We start from the raw sequence: 22,693 nt of genomic DNA on the forward strand, positions 1-22,693 counted from the left end.
GCTATTTTAAAATATGAAAAACTTATTTTTCTATGTCTTTGCCAGTACGGTTTTGGTGTCTTGTGGATCTTCCAAACCGGTTGTAAAAAGGTCTGTTCCAACCAAATCTGTGGCGAAAGCTCCTGGTTTGAAAACTTTATCTTCTCACTATTCCGGAAATGTCAATGGGCAAATTAAAGAAATTTTAAAAGATGCTGAAAAATATTTAGGCGCACCCTACAAATACGCAGGAAATACTTCAGCTGGCTTCGACTGCTCCGGTCTCGTTTCCAAAGTTTTTGATGAAAATAAGATGAAACTTCCGCGAAGATCAGAGGATCAATCTAAAGAAGGCAGAGAAATCAGCATTAAAGAGGCAAAACCAGGAGATTTGGTATTTTTTGCAACTTCCGGTGGAAGTAGGGTTTCACATGTTGGGATTATTCACGATATCGGAAATAATGGAGAAGTTACTTTTATTCATTCTTCAACATCCAAGGGAGTCATTATTTCTTCTCTCAATGAAAGTTATTGGAATAAATCCTACCTATTCGCGAGAAGAGTTTTGTAAATTTGCCATAATTATTATTAAAAAATTAAATAAACAATGTTACAACAAACCATTGAAAATATCTGGGACAACCGAGATTTATTGAAAAATGAAGACAGCCAAAAAGCCATTCGTGAAGTAATTCGACAATTGGATTTGGGCGAACTTCGTGTTGCTGAACCTACCGAAAATGGATGGCAAGTGAACGAATGGGTGAAAAAAGCTGTCGTGATGTATTTCCCAATTCAAAAAATGGAAACCATCGAAGTTGGTCCATTTGAATTTCACGATAAAATGCCATTGAAAAGAAACTATGCTGAAAAAGGAGTGCGTGTAGTTCCTCATGCAGTTGCTCGCGAAGGTGCTTACATCGCTTCCGGAGTTATTTTGATGCCATCTTATGTGAACATCGGAGCTTATGTGGATTCCGGAACAATGGTCGATACTTGGGCAACCGTGGGAAGTTGTGCGCAAATCGGAAAAAACGTTCACCTGAGCGGTGGAGTAGGAATTGGCGGCGTTTTGGAACCGCTTCAAGCTGCTCCGGTTATTATCGAAGATGATGTTTTCGTAGGTTCAAGATGTATCGTTGTAGAAGGTGTTCACGTAGAAAAAGAAGCTGTTTTGGGCGCAAATGTTGTTCTTACCGCTTCTACAAAAATCATCGATGTTACCGGATCCGAACCAGTGGAAATTAAAGGAAGAGTTCCGGCTCGTTCTGTGGTGATTCCGGGAAGTTATACGAAACAGTTTCCGGCAGGTGAATTTCAGGTTCCATGCGCATTGATTATCGGACAAAGAAAAGAATCTACCGATAGAAAAACATCTCTGAATGATGCTTTAAGAGAAAATAATGTTGCAGTTTAAACAATATGGCGATTCCAAAACAAATATTTCAAACCTTTAAGTCAGAAAAATTACCCTGGCTTACTCGAATGCATATCAAAAGGATGCTACGAAGAAATCGAGAATATACTTATCATTTTTACGACGATGAGCGTATTGAAAAATTTTTGCTAGAAGAATTTCCACGTGAATATTATGTGGCATATAAAAGTCTTACCGTAGGAGCGGCTAAAGCAGACTTTTTCCGCTACGCAATTTTGTATAAAAAAGGTCGGATTTATTTGGATATAGATTGTAAATTGATTTCCAGATTTCGGGATTTTGTTAAAGATTCTGATGAGGCAATTATTTCAATCGAAAACAATGGAAATCTTTATACGCAATGGGCGCTAATTTTTGATGTCGGTCATCCTTTCTTGAAAAGAACATTGGAATTGTGCTTAATCAACATTTTTGAACACCGATATCCTCATGATGTTCATCAAACAACTGGTCCGACTGTTTTCACACACGCTATCAAAGAGGTTTTGCAGCTGGATCCAAATACACCCTACCGAGAAATGGGAATGGAGTACGAAGGTCATATCGATGATAAATACAAACTTGCAAAGTTCTTCCTTTATAAAGACAGGAAAGAGCATTGGAAAAAGCAACAATTGTCGCAGGATATTATAAAACCGTTTGAGTAATGAAAATTGCTTTCGACGGAAAACGTTTTTTCAATAATGGATCGGGATTAGGAAATTATTCGCGAGATTTGGTAAGGATATTGGCTACTTATTATCCTGATAATGAATATTTACTTTTAAATAATAAAAAATCTGAGCGCGGAAAAGAAATTCTGGCACTTCCGAGTGTTTCGTTTATCGAAACTTCGAAAGGAAAACTTTCCCGACAGTTCAAAATGGGAAAAGATGCGCAGAATGCAAATTGTGATATTTTCCACGGACTCTCCGGTGAATTGCCTTTAAGATGGAATGAAAAGTCGATTAAAAAAATCGTAACCATTCACGATTTAATTTTCTTGAGATATCCGAAATATTATGGTTTTTTTGATCGGAAAATTCATTTTTGGAAATTTAAAAAAGCTGCCGAACAGGCAGATTTAATCATCGCAATTTCCGAACAGACCAAAGCGGATATCATCAAATTTCTGAAAATTCCGGAAAATAAAATCAGAGTTGTTTATCAAGGTTGTCATCATTCTTTTAAAGAAAATAAACCGCAAGAATTTTTGGAATCAGTTCAAGATAAATTTAAAATTCCGAAAGAATTCATCTTAAATGTTGGTACGATTGAAGAGAGAAAAAACCTTTTGAATATTGTAAAATCGTTCAATAATACAGAAATTCCTTTGGTGGTTGTTGGGAAGAAAAAGGAGAAATATTTCAAAAAAGTTGAACGTTTTATTATTAAAAATAAATTGCAAAATCAAGTTTTTTTCTTGGAAAATGTTTCGATGGAAGAGTTGGCAGCGATTTATAAATTAGCGAAAATTTTCGTTTACCCGAGTGTTTTCGAAGGTTTTGGGATTCCGGTTATTGAAGCACTTTTTTCCGGAACCGCGGTGATTACAAGCAATTCGAGTTCGCTTCCGGAAGCCGGTGGAAAAGATTCTCTTTACATCGATCCGAATAATATTGACGATTTAAAGTCCAAAATTTTATTTCTATGGTCCAACGAATCCGAACGAAAACGTAGAGTAGAAAAGGGTTTGTTATATGTTCAAAAATTCAGTGATGAAAATATAGCAAAAGAATTGATGAAGGTTTACAGGGAAACGATTACGATTTGATCTTTTTCTTATTTTGAAATAATAATTTTCTTGGTGAGTTTGCGATCTTCGACATACATTGTTCCGAAATAAATTCCGGGTGAAAGTTTAGAAATATCTATTTTTTTACTGTTTTTAGTTTTAAGTAAAAGTTTTCCGGATACATCGCTAATATTGAAAGAATAATCTCTAAAATTAGAATTTAGCATTTCAATATTGATAAAATCAAAAGCCGGATTTGGATAAATTCGCAATGATTCCAACATTTTTTCAGGAGGACAATCAGCTACCGATAAGGTGCTTGTTTCTGCAGTCGTGAAATGCTGAACTGCTCCCAAAGCCGCTTTAGCAACATTGCAAACAAAAACAGGATCCATATTTGCATAGGTGTCGCCGGAGGAATGTGGTTGCAAACTTTCATTATATTCATAAAAGCCAGTAATTACCTCTCCATTCGACTGAAACGGCATATAATCCGAGCCGTATGCGTAAGATAAATTGGTTTGCAGTGGAGAATATAATGTTACGCAGTTCATTAATTCTTGTGTAGCACTATTCGAAGCAACATTATTCGTAGAAGGGGAGTTGCTGGTATCGCGTTCGCAGGTAATTGTATTGTTTACTTCTCCGGCAACACCGCCGACTTGATCAATATTGAAAACCAATTTGATGTTCATCTTTGGATTGGTGCTATTTACAACGGTATTCACGTAGTTTTGGCTTCCGCGAAGTCCTTGTTCTTCGCCCGTGAAATTGATGAATTTGATGGAATATTCGGTAGGAACATCTTTTAGGATTCTAGCCATTTCAAGAATCACGGAAGTTCCGCTTCCATTATCATTCACTCCAGGTCCGGCAATTGTATCGTAATGTCCGCAAACAATGACGTACGTGTTGGGATATTTGGTTCCGGTTTTAGTGAGAATGAGATTCTTGGTTGTATTTCCGTTGTATGAAAAGGCATTTTCAGAAATCTGAGATTCGCTGTAACCAAATGCGAGATATTTATTTTTAAGCCAATTAAATGTATTATTGTTATTCGCACTTCCTGTGGTTTTCACTCCAAAAGCCGCAAATTCAGTAAGATAAGTATTGATGTTGGTTTGTGTAATTTGCTCAATCCTGTTTTGATAAGCCTGTATAAATGTTTGGGCTGAAGAGAATATAGAAATGTAAAGGGCGGAAAAGATAAAAAGTTTTTTCATTTTTTATTAGCAATTCATCAAAAATAATAAAAAAATCTCATACAAATTTGTATGAGATTTAATATTGATAACAAAAAATTTTACATTTATTTGATTTGATCTACAACTGCTTTGAAAGCTTCAGGGTGATTCATTGCTAAATCTGCTAAAACTTTTCTGTTCAGTTCGATGTTGTTGCTTTTTAGAGCGCCCATAAATTGGGAGTAAGACATTCCGTGTTCTCTGGCACCAGCATTAATACGGGTAATCCAAAGGCTTCTGAAATTTCTTTTCTTCTCTTTTCTACCGCGGTAAGCATATTGCATTGCTTTTTCTACGGCGTTTTTAGCTACAGTCCAAACATTTTTTCTTCTACCGAAAAAACCTTTAGCCTGCTTCATTACTTTTTTTCTGCGAGCTCTGGAAGCTACTGCATTTACTGATCTTGGCATAATTTAAATTGTTTTTTTTGAAAAGGGCGGCAAATTATTTCATTACACTTTTCTGCTCCGTTTCAGGGTTAAAATTTCTGAATTTTTAGAATTCTTATAAACCGAAAGATTTATAAAAACTACTTGATGGCTAATTGACGTAAAACGCTTTTCTCATCCACAGTAGCAACGTAAGAAGTTTGCGTAAGATTTCTCTTTTGCTTAGTTTCTTTTTTCGTCAAGATGTGGCTTTTGTAAGCATTTTTTCTTTTAATTTTACCGGTTCCGGTAAGCTTAAAACGCTTCTTAGCACCTGATTTAGTTTTTAATTTTGGCATTTTGCTTAATTTATAATATTTGTTATCAATATCTTATTGTGTGATTTAACCTAGTTAAATCGGTAAACTTCTTATTTCGCCGGCTTTTTCGGGCTCATCATCATGATCATTCTTTTGCCTTCAAGTTTTGGCAATTGGTCAACTTTTCCGACATGTTCCAGCTCTTGAGCTAATTTTAAAAGAAGAATTTCACCTTGATCCTTAAAAATAATCGAACGGCCTTTAAAGAAAACATAGGTTTTTAGTTTTGAACCTTCTTCCAGGAACTTTTCAGCATGTTTTTTCTTGAATTCGTAATCGTGATCATCCGTTTGTGGACCAAATCTGATTTCTTTTACGACAACTTTTACCTGCTTGGCTTTCAGCTCCTTTTGCTTTTTCTTTTGCTCGTAAAGGAATTTCTTATAATCCAGAATTCTGGAAATAAATGGTTCAGCTTTGTCGGAAATTACAACCAAATCCAGTTCTTGTTCTTTAGCTATTTCCAAAGCTTTTGCTAAAGGATACACGCCTGGTTCTACGTTATCACCGACCAAGCGTACTTCTTTCGCCCGAATCTTTTCGTTGATCTGGTGCAAATCTTCTTGTACGCGTCGCTGTGGACCTCTACCTCGGTAATTAAATTTCTGTGCTATGGTGTTATGTTTTAAAGTTAATTCTAAATTTTTGATTCTTTTTTGAAGTAGGAGATGAATTCTTCTATAGTCATCGTTCCTAAATCTCCTTCGCCTCTTCTTCTTACAGAAACTGTTCCGCTAACTTCTTCATTTTCACCTACAACTAGCATAAATGGAAGTTTTTTCAACTCAGCATCACGGATTTTTTTGCCCGTTTTCTCGTTTCTGTCGTCAATCAGCCCGCAAATATCGTGATTTTCTAGCAATTGTGAAACTTTTTTTGCATAATCAACGTATTTTTCACTAATCGGCAAAATCGTGAATTGATCCGGAGCGAGCCACAACGGGAAATCTCCTGCGGTATTTTCCAATAAAATCGCGATGAATCTCTCCATAGAACCAAACGGCGCACGGTGAATCATCACAGGTCTGTGTTTTTCGTTATCGCTTCCAATGTAGTGAAGGTCAAATCTTTCTGGCAAATTATAATCCACTTGAATGGTTCCCAATTGCCAACTTCTGCCTAAAGCATCCTTCACCATGAAATCGAGTTTTGGTCCGTAGAATGCAGCTTCACCGTATTCAACAATGGTTTTTAAACCTTTCTTCTCCGCAGCTTGAATAATTGCATCTTCTGCTTTTTTCCAGTTTTCGTCACTTCCGATATACTTTTCTTTATTTTCAGGATCTCTAAGTGAAACTTGCGTTACAAAATCCTCAAAACCTAACGATCGAAATACATAAAGTGTCAAATCGATTACGTTTTCAAATTCAGCCAAAAGCTGATCAGGAGTACAGAAAAGGTGTGCATCATCTTGGGTAAATCCACGTACTCTTGTTAATCCGTGAAGTTCTCCGGATTGTTCATAACGATAAACAGTTCCGAATTCTGCATATCTTTTTGGCAAATCTTTATAAGACCATTGTCCAACTTTGTATATTTCGCAGTGGTGAGGGCAGTTCATTGGTTTCAGCATGAATTCTTCACCTTCATTAGGTGTTTTAATTGGCTGGAAACTGTCTGCACCATATTTATCCCAGTGACCGGAAGTTACGTACAATTCTTTAGCTCCGATGTGTGGAGTCATCACGAATTCGTAACCTGATTTTTTCTGAGCATCAGAAAGGAAGTTTTCCAATTTTTTTCTTAATGCAGTTCCTTTTGGTAACCACAACGGAAGTCCGGCTCCCACTTTTTCCGAGAATGCGTAAATGCCCAATTCCTTTCCGAGTTTTCGGTGGTCGCGGCGTTTCGCTTCTTCTAATCTTTCTAAATATTCTGTTAAATCTTTCTGTTTTGGGAAAGAAATAGCATAAACTCGGGTAAGTTGCTTGTTTTTTTCATCACCTCGCCAATAAGCTCCGGCTGCGTTTAAAATTTTCACCGCTTTCACGATGCCTGTAGATGGAATGTGTCCACCGCGACATAAATCGGTAAAATTATCGTGGGAGCAGAAAGTTATTTCGCCATCGTTTAAATTAGAAATGAGCTCGGTTTTATATTCATTGCCTTCATATTCCTTCAAAGCATCGGCTTTTGATACCGAATAAAGATTGAAAGTAGAATCTTTCTTAGCGTTTTCGAGCATTTTCTTTTCGATTTTTTCGAAATCTTTTTCCGAAAGACTTTTGTCACCAAAATCTACATCATAATAAAATCCGCTATCGATTGCAGGACCAATGGTGAGTTTGGCATGAGGATAAAATTCCATGATCGCCTGCGCCAAAAGGTGCGCAGAAGAATGCCAGAATGCTTTTTTCCCCATATCATCATTCCACGTCAGAAGCTGTAGCGAAGAATCTGTGCTTATAGGCGTCGTGATTTCTACCTGTGTTCCGTTTACGATTGCGGAAATGGTGTTTCTTGCCAAACCTTCACTTATTGATTTTGCTACCTCAAGCGGTGTTACCACGCTTTCGAATTCTCTGATGCTTCCGTCGGGAAGTGTAATTTTTATCATACTGAATTAAAAATTTTAAGTGGCAAAAATACGGAATTTCTACTAATTTTTTATTTTGTTTTTGAGGGAATTTTACTTCTGGTTATTAATTTCCAATTATTCGTAAATAAATTTCCAGTTGTAATGTAGAAAATTCTATAATTAATGGAAAATGTAAATGAGGTTTAATGATAAAAAAAGCAGAAAATTTAATTTCTGCTCTCGTTTTTTGTATTATCGGTTTTGCCGTCTTTATTAAGCTTAGAAGATTCCTTAATCTGCCGCTTTACTGTTTTTTCGGAGTTCATTTTATCGGATGATGCGGGAATGTTTGGCAAATCCTGGTTTTCTTTTTTTGTTTGTGCCGGTTGTTCTTTATCTTTTTCCATAAATCATTTTTTTAAAGTTTTGATGAATCGATTTGACCGGTATGGTCTTCAATTTTATAATTCAAAGCCTTTGCCAAAACGAAAATATGATCAAGATTTTCTAACAATTGTTTTCTTCCTTCGCTTCGTAGTCGCTCCTGATTCACGGTTTTGTAAGCATTGTCTTTCGCAGATTTGGTTATTTTTTGCAAATCTTTTTGGTCAAAACGATCGAGGAAAGAATCATCCATGGACTGTATTTCTACACTTGGGATTATTCGTATCTCGGCCGTTGGCAACTCTCTGATGATTAGTTTTTTGTTGGTGGAATCAACATCAATTTTCATTTTATTTAGATCGTAAGAAACCTGCGCATTTGTTTTGGTAAAAGTAATGAGCTCTTTTTCCATACTGGGAAGCATTCCGCCAAAAAGCTCGGAAGTTATTTTAGTTTTCTGCATGCTCGAAAAATCCTGTTCCATGACCACCATTTTGTTCATTTTTTTGATTTGATTGGTGATAATGTAGTAATCGTTTTGCACTTGATCGTCTTTCTTTTTTGTCAAACTGTTCCAAATGAAAAATGCGAGCAACATTGCGATTGCTCCTAATATGAAAGGTAAAATTTTTTTGTCTGTTTTCAATTTATTTTAATAGGTCTTTAAGTGTAGTATTGTCTTTTTTAAGGATTTCCAGAAGGTCTCTTTCCAGATAACCGGTTGTTGGGTATTCAATAATCCTTCCAATTTCTTTGCCATATTTTTGTACGATAATGGTTGGGACTCTTTGGATATTGTAAACGCCTTCTTCGCCGTTTGGAGCTTCTTTTTTCCGGTTCACAGCGATGATTTTCAATTTTTGTTCAGGGAAATTCATGCTTTCCAAAATTTTCATCAGTCGTGGAACTTCTCGGTGGCTATCCTCGCACCAAGTTCCCATCACAAGGGTTATTCCGTAAGAATTAAGTTTTTCTTTCTTAAGTTCATCAACTGTTTTTTGGTCAATGGCGTATTCATCATGTTCTTTCACATACCAATCGCTGTATGGTGCTTTTTGAAACTGGTTTTTGGTTTGTGTTCCGAGGAGCATTTTTCCGTCATTGGTAGTTTCAACTTCGCGGTTTACGACTACTTTCTGCGAATCACAAGATTGAAAAGTGAGTAGGGAAGTGGCAGTAATCAAAAGGGTTTTCGTAATTTTTTTCATTGATGAATACTTGTTTTTTTAAAATAAAAATTGGAAAAATGTGAATTTTATTTCTTCAAAATAGTTGCCAAATCTGCAGGTGAATAATATTTGTTTTTCAATACTTTATGATCAGATTTTCGGTGAACATTAATTTTGTTTCCGGAAATTTCCGAGAAAGCTTCTTCACCTTTTTCGGCATAAAAAGCGATAGTTTCGTCTGCCTGTTGCTGATTTTCGCAAGCTTTCGACATGTTCGAGCGGTGTACTTCATTGAACATTTCCACAAATTTTTCGCCCAAACCAAATTCTAAAACTGCGCCACTTAAAACATATTGCAAATCGCAAAGTGCATCTGCGATTTCTACCATATTTTGATCAGAAATGGCTTCTTTCAACTCATTTAATTCTTCCTGAAGCAGGGAAATTCTCAATTCGCATCTTTCTTTTGAAGGAATTTGAGGCATTTCTAAGACTGGTGCGTTAAAGGTTTTGTGGAATTCTGCAACTTGGTTCAGCGAATCTATTTTTTCCATTAAAATTAAATTTAAACAAATATAGAAAATCAAAAATGATTTTTGGTAAAGACTTTTTTAAATAAAGCATGAAAAAAAGCACCGAATTTCGATGCTTTTTATATTTAAAATGAATAAAGTCTGTAATTTTTATTTAGAAATTTCTCTTCCGATAACCAATCTTTGGATTTCCGAAGTTCCTTCTCCAATAGTACAAAGTTTGGAATCTCTGTAGAATTTTTCTACCGGGAAATCCTTTGTATAACCATAACCGCCGAAAACCTGAACGGCATTGTTAGCGATTCTTACACAAGCTTCGGAGGCGTACAATTTTGCCATTGCACCTTCTTTGGTCATTGGTTTTTTCGCGTTTTTCAAGTTGGAAGCACGTTGAATCAATAGTTCCGCAGCGTCGATTTCTGTAGCCATATCTGCAAGCATGAAATTAATTGCCTGAAATTCGTTGATGGCTTTTCCGAACTGTTTTCTTTCTAGTGAATATTTCAAAGCGGCTTTGTAAGCACCTCTTGCGATTCCTAAACTAAGAGCAGCGATGGAGATTCTTCCACCGTCAAGAATTTTCATCGCTTGTTTGAAACCGGAGCCCACTTCTCCTAATCGGTGAGAATCGGGAACTCTTACATTGTCAAAGATAAGTTCGGCAGTTTCGGAAGCTCTCATTCCGAGTTTGTTTTCTTTTTTACCTGAAGAAAATCCGGGCATTCCTTTTTCCAAAACGAAAGCCGTAGAATTGTTTTTTGCTCCTATTTCGCCCGTTCTGGTCATTACCACCGCGATATCACCGGAAATTGCGTGGGTGATAAAGTTTTTAGCGCCGTTCAAAACCCATTCGTCGCCGTCTTTTACAGCTGTTGTGCTCATCCCGCCGGAATCTGAACCTGTATTGTGTTCGGTAAGTCCCCATGCTCCGATTACTTTTCCGGAAGCGAGTTGAGGAAGCCATTTTTTGCGTTGCTCTTCGTTTCCGAATTCATATATATGATTGGTACAAAGTGAGTTATGAGCGGCAACTGACAAACCAATTGATGGATCAACCTGAGAAATTTCATCTAAAATTGCCACATATTCATGATAACCCAAACCAGATCCTCCGTATTCTTCGGGAATTACAATTCCCATAAATCCCATTTCACCCAATTGATGAAAAAGTTCTACCGGAAATGTTTGACTTTCGTCCCATTCCATAATATTTGGGCGGATGTTTTTTTCTGCAAAATCTTTTGCGGTTTCTGCAATCATTGCGATGTTGCTCATTGTTTCACTATTCATATTTGTTTATTTCTTATTTGTAATCAAAGATAATTAAATTGGCGAATTTTGAAAATAAAAATAATATTCATGCGAACTTCATTTTTTTTTTTAATTAGAAATTTATTGTTAAAAGATTACGAAAAATTAATAATTATTACGTCTCCTAAGCAAGTAATTTGACTAAATTGCAAGCCAAATTTTTAGTAAATGAAAAGAATTTTATTTTTGATTTTATTGCCGTTTATAGCTGAAGCTCAAGCGCCTTCCGGATATTATGATGGTACTTCAACACTTACGGGATATGTCCTGAAATCGAAACTTCACCAGATTATTTCGGAGAAAAACATCAATTGGCATTATGGCGATTTGACCAATTTTTATAACCAAACCGATTTGGATAAATATTACGATCATGATGCATCGAACACCACAATTTTATTAGATATTTACTCTGAAATTCCCAACGGATCCGATTCGTACGAATATACCACCGCAAATATTGTAGGTTCTGCAAGCGCAGAAGGACAAGGCTGGAACCGCGAACACATGATGCCGCAAAGTACTTTCAATAGTAACTATCCAATGTATTCGGATTTGTTTTATGTAATTCCGACCGATGCGAGAATTAATCAATTGAGAAGCAATTATCCTTATGGTATTGCAAAAGCAAGCACAACGCCTTTTTATACTTTTACCAACGGATCAAAAATCAATACCAATGCAACTGCCGGTTCGGGATATTCGGGAAGAGTGTACGAACCAATCGATGAATTTAAAGGTGATATCGCAAGAAGTTTGCTTTATTTTGCGGTAAGATATGAAGGAAAATTAAGCTCTTTCAATTTCTACAACGGTTCTTCTGCAGCCAATGATACCAGTCCGCTAGATGGAACCGAGGAAAAATCTTTCGAAAATTGGTATTTGGCGCTGTTGCTTCAATGGAATGCTCAGGATCCGGTTTCTCAGAAAGAAATTGATCGAAATAATGCGGTTTATGCGATTCAGAAAAACAGAAATCCATTCATTGATCATCCGGAATGGGTGAATGCGATTTGGTCTCAAACTCCTGATGCAGCGGTTCCGCAAGCTCCAAGTAATTTAAATGTGGCGAAAACCAGCGCATATTTCGTAACTTTAAATTGGAATGCATCTCCGGATACGGATGTTATCGGCTATAAAATTTACCAAAATGGCGTTTTAGTGGCCACTACAAAAAATACTTCTGTCGATATCGACCATCTTCTGCCTTCTACGGCGTATCAGTTTACAGTAAAAGCTTATGATAATGGTTATTTGGAATCTTCTGAAAGTAATTTGATTTCTGTGACGACTTTGCCAAATGATATTTTTGCGAAAGATTTAATGATTACCAAATATATCGAAGGAACCGCAAATAATAAAGCGATTGAAATAACCAATAAAACCGGCCATTCCGTAAATTTGGATAAATATAGATTGAGCATCCAGCTTTATAGCGGAACCAATTATTATTTTCCTGCACCATTTGAATTGGAGGGAACGGTTCAAAACAACGAAACTTTTGTTATTTTAAATCCAAACGCTGAGTTATCCTGTATCTCGAATGAGCAGTCTAAATTTGTGACAGCCGCACCTCAAATGACTTTCGCAGGAAGCCAATATTTGGAACTTCGTTATGGTTCCCAAACGGTTGATGCGATGGGTACGAAAGATATGAGTAATTTTTCAACTCTGGGTAATATTTCACTGTATCGATCAAATTCCGTGAAGCAACCGACTGCTAATTTTGATCTTGCAGAATGGCAAAGTCACGAAACAAACTACTGCGAAAATTTAGGAATTTTAGATGCAACAGATGTTTCTATTTTTAGTGAAAATGATTTTTCTGTCTATCCGAATCCTGTTGGCGATTGGCTTTCGGTAAAAGGAAAACAACTTGAAAAAGTTCAGAAAGTTTCTTTGGTTGATGCTTCCGGTAAATTGTTGATGCAGGAAAATAATCCTTTCAAAAATGGAAATTCATGGAATGTTCAGCATGTGAAACCGGGAGTTTATATCCTAAAAATCGATCATCGCGCGGTGAAGTTTATCAAAAAATAATCACTTGAAAATACAAAAACGAAAATCCCCGCAAACAGTTGTGGGGATTTTTGTTTAAAAACTTTAATCATTTAAGTAAAGCCTCATTCGAGCCTCGTATTCTGGTTTTAATTTCAGGAATTTCCAAATCTTTTTATCATCAGGATATGAAATTCGATAGTAAATAATTTTATCCGCAGAATATTTAAAATAAGGATGCGATTTCAGCCATTCTTCGGGAGCGGAAACTAAAGTGTATTTCGGAACTTTAGAATGGTCCAATCTTGCTACGGCAACCAATTTCTGCGCTAATTCTTTGTCGATATCATAGGTGTCAACAATTTGTTGTCTGGTAACAAAACCACCAAGTTTTTTCCTGTAATTTAGGATCATTCCAGCGCTTTTTTCATCAAAGCCAAATTCTAAAAGTTGTTTGAAAGTAATTTGGTTCAAGTCGGTTTTTGCGAAGTCTGTTTTTGCTTCCGGAGCGCTTTCAGATTTTGAATTTGAAACAAATGATGCATTTCCTGCCTTTTGCGGAGCATTTGCTTTGAAATTTTCAGGATTCAATACAATATAAGGTTTCATTTCCTCGAATTTTTCTTCCGAAATCACAAAACATCGGGCAATTTCTTGCAAATTTTTGAAACTTCCTTTCAAATTTCGGTCGCGATAATTGACGATCACTTGCGCCTGTTTTTCAGAAAAACCGAGTTTTCGCCAACCTTCTAAATCGGTAATATTGGGATCAAATTTTTCGTAAGAAATTTTTTCTTTTTCCGTAGAATTGCTTTTGAAATTAGTTTTTGTAACATAGTTTTCCGGAGTTTTTTCCGGAAGCAGAAGATAAGGTTCCATTTTCCGGAAATTTTCTTCGCTGATGATGAAGCAATCTTTAAATTTCTCTTTGCTGATAAAGCTTCCGCCAAGATATTGTTTGTATTTCAGAATTGAATTGGCCTGTCTTTCAGTGAAACCCATTTTTACAAAATCTGCAGCGCTGAAATTGTCTGGATTGAATTTCCCTGGAATTTGAAGCTCTTTTTTCTCGTAATTTCCTTGATTGGAACTGTAAAAAGATCGATAATTTCCGTTTTCGTAGGAGTTTTCAGAATTTTCCGGAAGCAGAATATAAGGTTCTAATTCATTGAATTTTTCCTCGGAAATCGAATAGCATTTTTTTAGTTGTGCTTTTGAGGTAAATTCTCCGCCAACGATGTTTTTGTATTTCAGAATCGTAGCTACTTGTTTTTCCGAAAATCCGAGTTTTTTCCATCCATTTTCATCCAAATCATTTGGATCGAATTCTTGTAATTCGGTTTTTTCTACGTTTGCAAATTCAATTTTTTCAGTGGGATCAACCTCGGATTCTTTGTTTTTATCGTAATCAAAATAGAAAAGTCCGCCCAATAGAATAGCTCCTGAAGTAGCAAAACCAAGAAAATAATTCTTAGCTGCAGAAAATTGAAATGGAGAACTCATAACAAATCTTTCTACAAACTTACTACAAATTTTCTTTTTTTTAGTAATAAAAAAATGCTATTTTTTGATGAGTGAAAACACCTTTTTTTATTCCGGTTTATCGACAAGAGAATCTTTAAGCTTCTGTAATTCAGCCTTTACAAACTCCAAACGATCGATCATGGTGATGGTTTCTGAGATTTTAGAATTGGTCGCCAAAGCGATTCTTGCGCCATCCAAAGTGTAGCCTTTTTCTTTCACCAAATGATAGATGATTTGCAAATTTTTCAGATCTTCAGGGGTGAAATAGCGGTTTCCCTTTTTATTTTTCTTTGGCTTGATGATAGGGAATTCCTGTTCCCAATAGCGAATTAGGGAAGTGTTGACATTGAATGCTTTCGCAACTTCGCCAATAGAATAATAGAGCTTGTCAGGAAGATTAAGTTTCATTTGTAATCAAAAACTTTTTGAAGATGACAAATATACTATTTATGGATTAATAAACTCAATAAGCGATTTCAATTTTCACTTTTTTACCTTTCAACTTTTCGTTGGCTAATTGTTTGAGCAATTCGATGGTTTTTTTTCGGTTGACAGCCACGTAAGAAGTTGTGTCTTTTACCTCGATTAAACCAATGTCATCTTTTCCTACACCACCTTTTTTGATTAGGTAACCAACAATATCAACTTTGTTGACTTTGTCTTTTTTTCCGGCACTGATGTAAATGGTTTGGTTGGGTGTTCGCTCCGGCGCTTTGTCGAAACCGGCAACGCTTTCTTCTGGCGTATTATTTTTAATGAATGGGAAATTTTCGTCTTCAGTCATTATTAAATACGCAAAACCTTTGGCATTCATTCTGGCGGTTCGCCCATTTCGGTGGATGAAAGCGTCTTCTTTTGGCGGAAGTTGATAATGCACAATCGATTCTACTTCCGGAATATCCAAGCCTCTTGCTGCCAAATCGGTGGTAATGAGAATTCTTGCGGAATCGTTTCGGAATTTCAGCAACGCGCGTTCTCTTTCGTCTTGTTCCATACCGCCATGGAAGGTTTCTCGTTGGATTCCTTTTTCCCTCAATAATTCAGAAATTCGATCGACTGCATCGCGGTGATTGCAGAAAATCAGGGTTCTTTTATTCCCTATTTTACATATTAAATGGAATAAAGTATCGAGTTTTTCCTCGGAAATCGTCATTACTCTTCGCAATTGGATGTCCGGTTTGGTTTCTTGAAGTTTAAGGAAATTAATGGTTTTTTCATTCTTTAAGCCCACAAAATCCGGAATTTTATCCATCGCAGTTGCCGAAGTAAGAATTCGCTGGGAATTGTTTTCTAAAGCTTCAATAATTTCATTCATATCTTCCTCGAAACCAAGTTCCAAAGCTTTGTCGAATTCATCTAAAACCAAAGTTTTAATGGTAGTAGGATCAAAATTTTGGTTTCTTAAATGATATGCGATTCTTCCTGGAGTTCCAATCAAAACCGCAGGAGCCTCTCTGAAATTGTTGATTTCGATTTTTTTATCGTGACCTCCGTAGCAAATAGAAACTTTGAAATCGGTACCCATTTGTTTGAAAACCTGTTCAATTTGCAGTGCAAGTTCTCTTGCCGGAACGAGAATCATGGCCTGAATGTCGGTGTTTTCTTTTTTTAAATTTCTAAGCAAAGGGAATAGAAAAGCGAGTGTTTTCCCTGATCCTGTGGGCGATAGCAGAATGACGTCGGTTTCGTTTTCGGTCGCAGTATAGGTGGATTTCTGCATCTGATTCATGTCTTGAATCTGCAGTTTTTGGAAGATGGATTCTAAATTCATATTGCAAAGGTAAAGAAAAGGGCTTTGTTTGAGAAATCGAGTGTAGAAGAAATATGATTTAAAGTTCTGAAAATATTGCAATTATCAAATATTTTCTTAATTTTGCACCACTTTTTGTGGGAGCGTTTGGCAAAGTTAAAATATTCATAACTAACAACTTCCGTATTTTTCGTAAACCACATTGGGCCAAGCAACGAGAAAGATGGAATACAAATTTTATTAGAAAATGTCAAAAGAGACAAATTCAGCAGAGGTTTTATTAAACCAAAACGTAGCACCAGAACAATTTGATTGGGATTCTTTCGAATCAGGATTAGATGCTGATGCAAGAAAAGAGAAAAGTGATTTAGAGGAAATCTATAACGGATCTCTTAACAACCTTAGCGATAACGATGTATTGGTAGGAAAAGTTGTAAGACTTACTGATAAAGAAGCTATCGTAGATATCAACTTCAAATCTGAAGGGGTTATTTCATTAAACGAATTCCGTTATAACCAAGGATTGAAAGTTGGTGATGAAGTAGAAGTAATGGTTGACAGAAGAGAAGACAAATCTGGTCAATTGCAACTTTCTCACAAAAAAGCAAGAACTCTTAAAGCTTGGGATAAAGTAAACGAACTTCACGAAACTGGAGAAATCGTAAACGGTTTCGTAAAATCTAGAACTAAAGGTGGAATGATCGTTGACGTACACGGTATCGAAGCGTTCTTACCAGGTTCTCAAATCGATGTGAAGCCAATCAAAGATTACGATCAGTTCGTAGGTAAAACTATGGAGTTCAAAGTTGTGAAAATCAACCCTGAATTCAAAAACGTTGTTGTATCTCACAAAGCGCTTATCGAAGCAGATCTTGAAGGTCAAAAAAGAGAAATCATCGGTCAGTTAGAAAAAGGACAAGTTCTTGAAGGAACTGTTAAAAATATTACTTCTTACGGAGTATTCGTAGACCTAGGTGGTGTTGATGGATTGATCCACATTACCGACCTTTCTTGGTCTAGAGTAAACCACCCATCTGAAATCCTTTCTGACGGAGAAACTGTAAAAGTAGTAATCCTTGATTTCGATGATGAGAAAACAAGAATCCAATTAGGTATGAAGCAATTGGAAGCTCACCCATGGGATGCGCTTTCTGCTGACTTGAAAGTTGGTGATAAAGTTAAAGGAAAAGTAGTTGTTCTAGCTGATTACGGTGCATTCGTAGAGGTTGCTCCAGGGGTAGAAGGATTAATCCACGTTTCTGAAATGTCTTGGTCAACTCACTTAAGAAGTGCTGGTGATTTCGTAAAAGTAGGTGATGAGGTAGAAGCTGAAGTTTTAACTCTTGATAGAGAAGACAGAAAAATCTCTTTAGGAATGAAACAACTTACTCAGGATCCTTGGGCAAATATCGAAGCTAAGTATCCTGTAGGTTCTAAACATGTAGGAACTGTAAGAAACTTCACTAACTTCGGAGTTTTCGTAGAATTGGAAGAAGGAATCGATGGTTTGATCTATATTTCTGACCTTTCTTGGACTAAGAAAATCAAGCATCCATCAGAATTCTGTGCAGTTGGTGATAAATTAGACGTAATCGTTCTAGAATTGGATACCGCTGCAAGAAGACTTTCTTTAGGTCACAAACAACTTTTTGAAAATCCTTGGGATAAATTCGAAACTAAATATGCTGAAGGTACTGTACACACAGGAAAAGCTACTGAAGTTTTCGATAAAGGAGCACAAGTTCAGTTCGAAGATGCTGAAGTTGAAGCATTCTGCCCATCAAGATTATTAGAAAAAGAAGACGGTTCTAAAATCAAGAAAGGAGAAGAAGCACAATTCAAAGTAATCGAATTCAACAAAGAATTCAAGAGAGTAGTAGTTTCACACACCGGAACCTTCAGAGACGAAGAGAAGAAAAACGTGAAAGAAGCTTCTTCCAAACCAGCTGCTTCATCTAGCAACGAAGAGAAATCTACCCTAGGTGATTTAGACGTTTTAGCTGAATTGAAAAAGAAAATGGAAGGAAACTAATTCCTGATTTTCATTAATAAAAATGGCGCCTCAGTAATCTGGGGCGTCCTTTTTTTTGATTGCATATTTTATTATTCAGTATAAAAACATTTTTCCGTGCTAAACCTAAAAATGAATGTTGATAACATCTATCTATTTTTTGTGTTAAAAAATCAAATCTTATTGATATTTTTTATTAATTCGATGCCAATTAATTAATATATATAAAAAATAGAAATCTACCCTTGAAAATCGCGGCGGTATGTTTGATGTTTTCTTTTGGAGCAGCGAATGCTCAAGACTACAAATCCATCATTCAGAGCCAACTTTCTGCGAAAAGCAACTTCCAAAAAAAGCAAACCTTAATAATTTTGAAATCATCACTCATGATTTTTCAAAATCAATGAATGCTGATGTTGTTAAAGTTCAACAGTCTTTTAATGGAATTCCTGTTTACAATGCATTGGCAACCGCACTAATTAGTCGCTCCTTAAAATGTGTTTAACATATTGAATATTAGTGTTTTAATCAATATTTCACTTGTGTTTTCTTGCAGGCTTTTGTATCTTAGAGCCTTAAAACCTTGCAAATATGTTGGGAAAAAATCCAGAGAAACTGCCAGAATTATTCCGTCCTATGTTGATAGATTTTATTGATAATACGCACGAACTTGTTTTGCTTGCAGAAAAAGTTGATTGGAATTATTTTGAAAAAGAATTCGCCTCCCTATATTCCAAGAAAGGAAACGCAAGCCATCCGATCCGGTTTATGGTGGGCTGTCTGCTTCTGAAACACCTTTACAATTTGGGCGATGAGACTTTAGAAAAAGCCTGGATTATGAATCCTTACATGCAATATTTTTGTGGCAGGGTTTTCTTTGAACACGAGTTTCCGTGTGACCCGAGCAATTTGGTTCATTTCCGAAAAAGAATTGGCGAGAAGGGAATTGAGAAAATCTTCGCCTACAGCGTAAGGATGCACGATGTAAAGACGAAGACCTCGAACTTTGTTTTATCAGACACTACTGTTCAGGAGAATAATACCACTTTTCCCACCGATGCAAAATTGTGCAAGAAAGTAATTGATTATTGCAACAAAATAGCCGAAAAAGAAGGCATAAAACAAAGACAACGCTACACGAAAGTCAGTAAACAATTGGTTCGTGACACCTATAATGGCAAACATCCTAAGCGAGCCAAAGGAGCAAGAAAATCTGCAAGACGATTAAAGACTATTGCCCTGAGGATGGTACGCGAACTGGAGCGCAACTTTACTCCTGAACAAAAAGAATTCTACAAAGATTTACTCGCTCTTTACTCCAAAGCCGTCACTCAGGAAAGAAAAGGTACCGATAAAATTTACAGCCTGCACAAACCTTTTACCCAATGCATCGCCAAAGGAAAAGCGCATAAACAATACGAATTCGGGAATAAAGTGGGCTTGATCACCACCGCTAATAAAGGAAAAAAAATCATTCTCGCAATTAAAGCATTTTTACAAACCCCTTATGATGGTCACACCATTGAACCACTTTTGGAACAAATGGAAACAGGTGGCCAACCCCTTCCCAAAGAACTGGTTTACGACCGTGGCGGAAAAGGGAAATCGGAAATAAAAGGAGTGAAAATCTCCATTCCAGGTCCACCGAGAAAAAAAGACACCCTCTACCAGAAACAAACAAAGCGCAAAAAATTCAGAACCAGAGCTGCCATAGAGCCTATCATCGGACATTTAAAAACTGATTTCAGGCTGGCTAAAAATTACTTTATGGGAGAAACGGGGCCTCAAATCAATGCCTTCCTAGCAGCAACTGCCTGGAATATGAAGAAAATGATGGAGATTCTTAAAGCCAATCTTCGTTGGCTATATTTTTCTTTGCAGAATTTCCTCTTTGCTGCATATTTTTTCACAATAAAAAGAAAATATTTATATTGTTAAGGAACGACTAATTAAAGATCAAAAAGTAAATTACCTTACTGAAAATTTTGCTAAAAATTATGTAAATGCTGCACAACCAAGTACAGCACGTTCTGCAGCAAATGTTTTTGCCAGTATGGCTCAAAATTTCGGGTTGAAGAACAGCAGCGACTACCAATTGCTAAAGTTTGATGATGCTGATGTAGACGGAGCCTCTTTCGCCAAAACAAAATTAGTATATTTTCTTACTGAAAAAGGAGATTTGAAACTTTGCCATCAATTTATGTTTGCAGAAAAAGGTACCTCAAACTATTGGGATATTCTTGCTGATGCAACAACGGGAGAAATTGTGAATAAAGAAAATTTAACCATTTCTTGTACTTTCCCACATGGTACTTTCCAGCACGATTATTCTGCACACACTCCAGAAGGTTTTTCTACCAATTTCGACAAAGAATCAGTTCCTGAAATTAAAGCTCCAACTGCTTTAGCAGCTTTAGATGCAAGTTATAATGTATTTGCTCTGCCTTTAGAGAGTCCGAGTCACGGCAGTAGATCTGTTGTTTCTAATCCTTGGTTTTTAGATGCTTCACCTGATGGATGGCATACAATTTCCGGAGGTAGTTATTCTGGTTCTTATAATACGACTAGGGGAAACAACGTGATGGCCTACGATGATGTAGCTAAGAAAAACGCGGCAGGAATGTATGCAGACGGTGGTGCTAGCAGGATGTTTGATTTCCCGTTTTCAATTGATAATCAGTATACAGTTAATCAGAATGCGGCGATCACCAATTTATTCTACATGAATAATAAAATGCACGATGTATTTTATCGCTTAGGATTTACAGAAACTGCTAGAAATTTCCAAGCGTATAATTTCGGAAAAGGTGGCTCTCAACATGATTATGTTATGGCTGAAGCGCAAGATGGTGGTGGAACTGATAATGCTAACTTCTATACACCGTCCGACGGAACAAGACCAAGGATGCAAATGTACCTTTGGAATCCGGCACTTACGGAAAGGGTATTTTATAATACTCCACCAGAAGCAATTGGTAGAAAAGTGAAAAATTATGTTTCAACAACATTTGGTCCTACTTTAACAACAACGGGCGTAACCGGAGATGTTGTTTTAACTTCGGTTGCTGACGGCTGCACGGCACTGCCTGCCGGTTCACTTACCGGTAAGATTGGCTTGATGCCAAGAGGTACTTGTTCTTTTACCGTAAAGGTGAAAAATGCACAGGAAGCCGGTGCTGCTGCTGCGATTATTTATAATATGCCAGATTCTACTCCTACAACCGGTATGGGTGGCACCGACGCATCCATTACTATTCCTTCAGTTTTGGTAGAGAATGTTGAAGGTGTTTATATGAAAGGACTTATTGATTCTGGTAAAAATGTTAATGTTACTTTAAAATATGATTCATCCACACAGATTTTCAGAGACGGAAGTTTTGATAATGGAATCATCGCCCATGAGTATGGCCACGGAATTTCTACAAGAATTATCGGGTCATTAAGTTCCAGTTTAAATAAAGAGCAGATGGGTGAAGGTTGGTCTGATTTCTTTGCTTTGATGCTTACCAACAGACCAGGTGACAATGCAAGTGTGCCTAGAGGAATAGGAACTTATGCTTCTTCCGAAGCAATTGATGGAGGAGGGATTCGTCCGGCTCCATATTCCCCGGATTTTGGTGTAAATAATTATGTTTACAGCGATACTAACGGTATGGAATATGCTAATTCTTCAGGCGTATTGGTGCCAGATGTTCACTCGATAGGTTTCGTTTGGGCGTCGATGTTGTGGGATCTGCACTGGAAATACGTTGAAAAATATGGATATTCTTCTGATGTAATGGCCAATACCGCCAACGGAAGCACTAGAGTTCTTCAACTGGTAGTTGATGCTCTTAAACTGACTCCTATCAATCCTGGATTTATCCAAGGTCGAGATGCTATTTTAGCAGCGGAAGAGGCAACAACTCAAGGAACAGATAAATGTATGATTTGGGAAGTTTTTGCTAAGCGAGGTCTGGGAGTTAATGCAGCTTCAGGATCTACAACCAATATCAATGATCAGGTTGAAGATTTCACAAAGCATGCAGATGATGCGCGTTGCCAAAAAGTATTAGCTTCAGGGGAAGTCAATGTAAATAAAGGTATACACATTTATCCAAATCCTGCGAAAAACGAATTTTTCTTAAAATCAGCAAACAAAACTTTAGGAAAAGTAAATGTTGAAATCTTCGATGCAACCGGAAAATTAGTTTCCAGCCAGAAAATTTCTGCTACTGACGCAGTTAATACACAATCTCTAGTAAATGGAGTATATGTAGTAAAAGTTTCAGGAATAGGAGTAAATTACTCTTCTAAATTGATGATTAAAAAATAATTGTTAGTCATGATATTTATAGCCGTCTTGCTTTTTAGCAAGGCGGTTTTTTTATGA

General features: G+C 36.7%; 22 protein-coding genes. 9 read left to right on the forward strand and 13 right to left on the reverse strand.

Annotation, left to right across the window (positions count from 1 at the left end; translation table 11 throughout):
- Positions 1–13 precede the first annotated feature (13 nt).
- From H0S70_RS02345 to H0S70_RS02360, 4 genes are all read left to right on the forward strand, one after another.
- The gene (locus H0S70_RS02345) at positions 14–550 is read left to right on the forward strand and encodes a C40 family peptidase (protein WP_088263783.1); all 537 of its coding nucleotides are present in this window, start codon (positions 14–16) and stop codon (positions 548–550) included.
- A 36-nt stretch (positions 551–586) separates the two neighbouring features.
- Positions 587–1,396 carry a 2,3,4,5-tetrahydropyridine-2,6-dicarboxylate N-succinyltransferase gene (locus H0S70_RS02350; RefSeq protein WP_188321570.1) on the forward strand — a complete coding sequence of 270 codons (810 nt, stop codon included), beginning with the start codon at positions 587–589 and terminating at the stop codon, positions 1,394–1,396.
- A gap of 83 nt (positions 1,397–1,479) precedes the next feature.
- On the forward strand, positions 1,480–2,064 hold the full coding sequence (locus H0S70_RS02355; protein WP_228453768.1) for a glycosyltransferase family 32 protein: 585 nt from the start codon (positions 1,480–1,482) through the stop codon (positions 2,062–2,064).
- Entirely contained in the window at positions 2,064–3,170 is a 1,107-nt protein-coding gene (locus H0S70_RS02360; protein WP_188321572.1) for a glycosyltransferase family 4 protein, read from the forward strand. The genes H0S70_RS02355 and H0S70_RS02360 overlap by 1 nt, the downstream gene beginning before the upstream one ends.
- An 8-nt stretch (positions 3,171–3,178) precedes the next feature.
- Here H0S70_RS02360 and H0S70_RS02365 read toward each other — a convergent pair whose 3' ends face one another.
- The 10 genes from H0S70_RS02365 to H0S70_RS02410 form a co-directional block, all read right to left on the reverse strand.
- Entirely contained in the window at positions 3,179–4,354 is a 1,176-nt protein-coding gene (locus H0S70_RS02365; RefSeq protein ID WP_188321573.1) for a M28 family peptidase, read from the reverse strand.
- 86 nt (positions 4,355–4,440) lie between these two features.
- On the reverse strand, positions 4,441–4,785 hold the full coding sequence (gene rplT / locus H0S70_RS02370) for a 50S ribosomal protein L20 (RefSeq protein WP_055042814.1): 345 nt from the start codon (positions 4,783–4,785) through the stop codon (positions 4,441–4,443).
- Positions 4,786–4,904: 119 nt separating this feature from the next.
- Positions 4,905–5,102: a 50S ribosomal protein L35 gene (rpmI, locus tag H0S70_RS02375; protein WP_031503941.1), complete on the reverse strand. Its 198-nt coding sequence runs from the start codon at positions 5,100–5,102 to the stop codon at positions 4,905–4,907.
- A gap of 71 nt (positions 5,103–5,173) precedes the next feature.
- A complete protein-coding gene (gene infC / locus H0S70_RS02380) occupies positions 5,174–5,680 on the reverse strand; it encodes a translation initiation factor IF-3 (RefSeq protein ID WP_123247979.1) in 507 nt (168 codons plus the stop codon).
- A gap of 80 nt (positions 5,681–5,760) precedes the next feature.
- Complete coding sequence (thrS, locus tag H0S70_RS02385) at positions 5,761–7,680, reverse strand: threonine--tRNA ligase (RefSeq protein WP_188321574.1); 1,920 nt, start codon at positions 7,678–7,680, stop codon at positions 5,761–5,763.
- A gap of 188 nt (positions 7,681–7,868) precedes the next feature.
- Positions 7,869–8,048: a hypothetical protein gene (locus tag H0S70_RS02390; RefSeq protein WP_188321575.1), complete on the reverse strand. Its 180-nt coding sequence runs from the start codon at positions 8,046–8,048 to the stop codon at positions 7,869–7,871.
- 11 nt (positions 8,049–8,059) lie between these two features.
- Positions 8,060–8,671 (reverse strand): DUF4230 domain-containing protein, encoded by a 612-nt coding sequence (locus H0S70_RS02395; protein ID WP_188321576.1) that lies wholly within the window; start codon positions 8,669–8,671, stop codon positions 8,060–8,062.
- Between the two features lies 1 nt (position 8,672).
- Positions 8,673–9,233 (reverse strand): TlpA family protein disulfide reductase, encoded by a 561-nt coding sequence (locus H0S70_RS02400; RefSeq protein WP_188321577.1) that lies wholly within the window; start codon positions 9,231–9,233, stop codon positions 8,673–8,675.
- 47 nt (positions 9,234–9,280) lie between these two features.
- Positions 9,281–9,748 carry a pyrophosphohydrolase domain-containing protein gene (locus H0S70_RS02405; protein ID WP_188321578.1) on the reverse strand — a complete coding sequence of 156 codons (468 nt, stop codon included), beginning with the start codon at positions 9,746–9,748 and terminating at the stop codon, positions 9,281–9,283.
- Positions 9,749–9,877: 129 nt separating this feature from the next.
- A complete protein-coding gene (locus tag H0S70_RS02410) occupies positions 9,878–11,002 on the reverse strand; it encodes an acyl-CoA dehydrogenase family protein (protein ID WP_394367319.1) in 1,125 nt (374 codons plus the stop codon).
- Positions 11,003–11,206: 204 nt separating this feature from the next.
- Between H0S70_RS02410 and H0S70_RS02415 the strand changes: the two genes are divergently transcribed.
- Positions 11,207–13,078: an endonuclease gene (locus H0S70_RS02415; RefSeq protein WP_188321580.1), complete on the forward strand. Its 1,872-nt coding sequence runs from the start codon at positions 11,207–11,209 to the stop codon at positions 13,076–13,078.
- Between the two features lie 63 nt (positions 13,079–13,141).
- On the opposite strand, the gene H0S70_RS02420 is transcribed toward H0S70_RS02415, so the two are convergent.
- The 3 genes from H0S70_RS02420 to H0S70_RS02430 all read right to left on the reverse strand — a co-directional run bounded on the left by H0S70_RS02420 (position 13,142) and on the right by H0S70_RS02430 (position 16,331).
- Entirely contained in the window at positions 13,142–14,539 is a 1,398-nt protein-coding gene (locus tag H0S70_RS02420; protein ID WP_188321581.1) for a helix-hairpin-helix domain-containing protein, read from the reverse strand.
- 87 nt (positions 14,540–14,626) lie between these two features.
- Positions 14,627–14,968, reverse strand: coding sequence for a MerR family transcriptional regulator (locus tag H0S70_RS02425; RefSeq protein WP_031503928.1), 342 nt, complete (start codon positions 14,966–14,968; stop codon positions 14,627–14,629).
- A gap of 55 nt (positions 14,969–15,023) precedes the next feature.
- The gene (locus tag H0S70_RS02430; protein WP_188321582.1) at positions 15,024–16,331 is read right to left on the reverse strand and encodes a DEAD/DEAH box helicase; all 1,308 of its coding nucleotides are present in this window, start codon (positions 16,329–16,331) and stop codon (positions 15,024–15,026) included.
- Positions 16,332–16,557: 226 nt separating this feature from the next.
- Between H0S70_RS02430 and rpsA the strand changes: the two genes are divergently transcribed.
- The 4 genes from rpsA (at position 16,558) to H0S70_RS02450 (ending at position 22,636) form a co-directional block, all read left to right on the forward strand.
- A complete protein-coding gene (gene rpsA, locus H0S70_RS02435) occupies positions 16,558–18,342 on the forward strand; it encodes a 30S ribosomal protein S1 (RefSeq protein WP_088263790.1) in 1,785 nt (594 codons plus the stop codon).
- Between the two features lie 241 nt (positions 18,343–18,583).
- Positions 18,584–18,826 carry a hypothetical protein gene (locus H0S70_RS02440; protein WP_188321583.1) on the forward strand — a complete coding sequence of 81 codons (243 nt, stop codon included), beginning with the start codon at positions 18,584–18,586 and terminating at the stop codon, positions 18,824–18,826.
- A gap of 86 nt (positions 18,827–18,912) precedes the next feature.
- The gene (locus H0S70_RS02445) at positions 18,913–20,259 is read left to right on the forward strand and encodes an IS5 family transposase (protein WP_088263474.1); all 1,347 of its coding nucleotides are present in this window, start codon (positions 18,913–18,915) and stop codon (positions 20,257–20,259) included.
- Positions 20,260–20,269: 10 nt separating this feature from the next.
- Positions 20,270–22,636, forward strand: a complete 2,367-nt coding sequence (locus H0S70_RS02450) for a T9SS-dependent M36 family metallopeptidase (protein WP_228453825.1) — start codon at positions 20,270–20,272, stop codon at positions 22,634–22,636.
- Positions 22,637–22,693: the final 57 nt, after the last annotated feature.

The sequence above is a fragment of the Chryseobacterium manosquense genome, from assembly GCF_014623485.1.
Lineage (GTDB): Bacteria > Bacteroidota > Bacteroidia > Flavobacteriales > Weeksellaceae > Kaistella > Kaistella haifensis.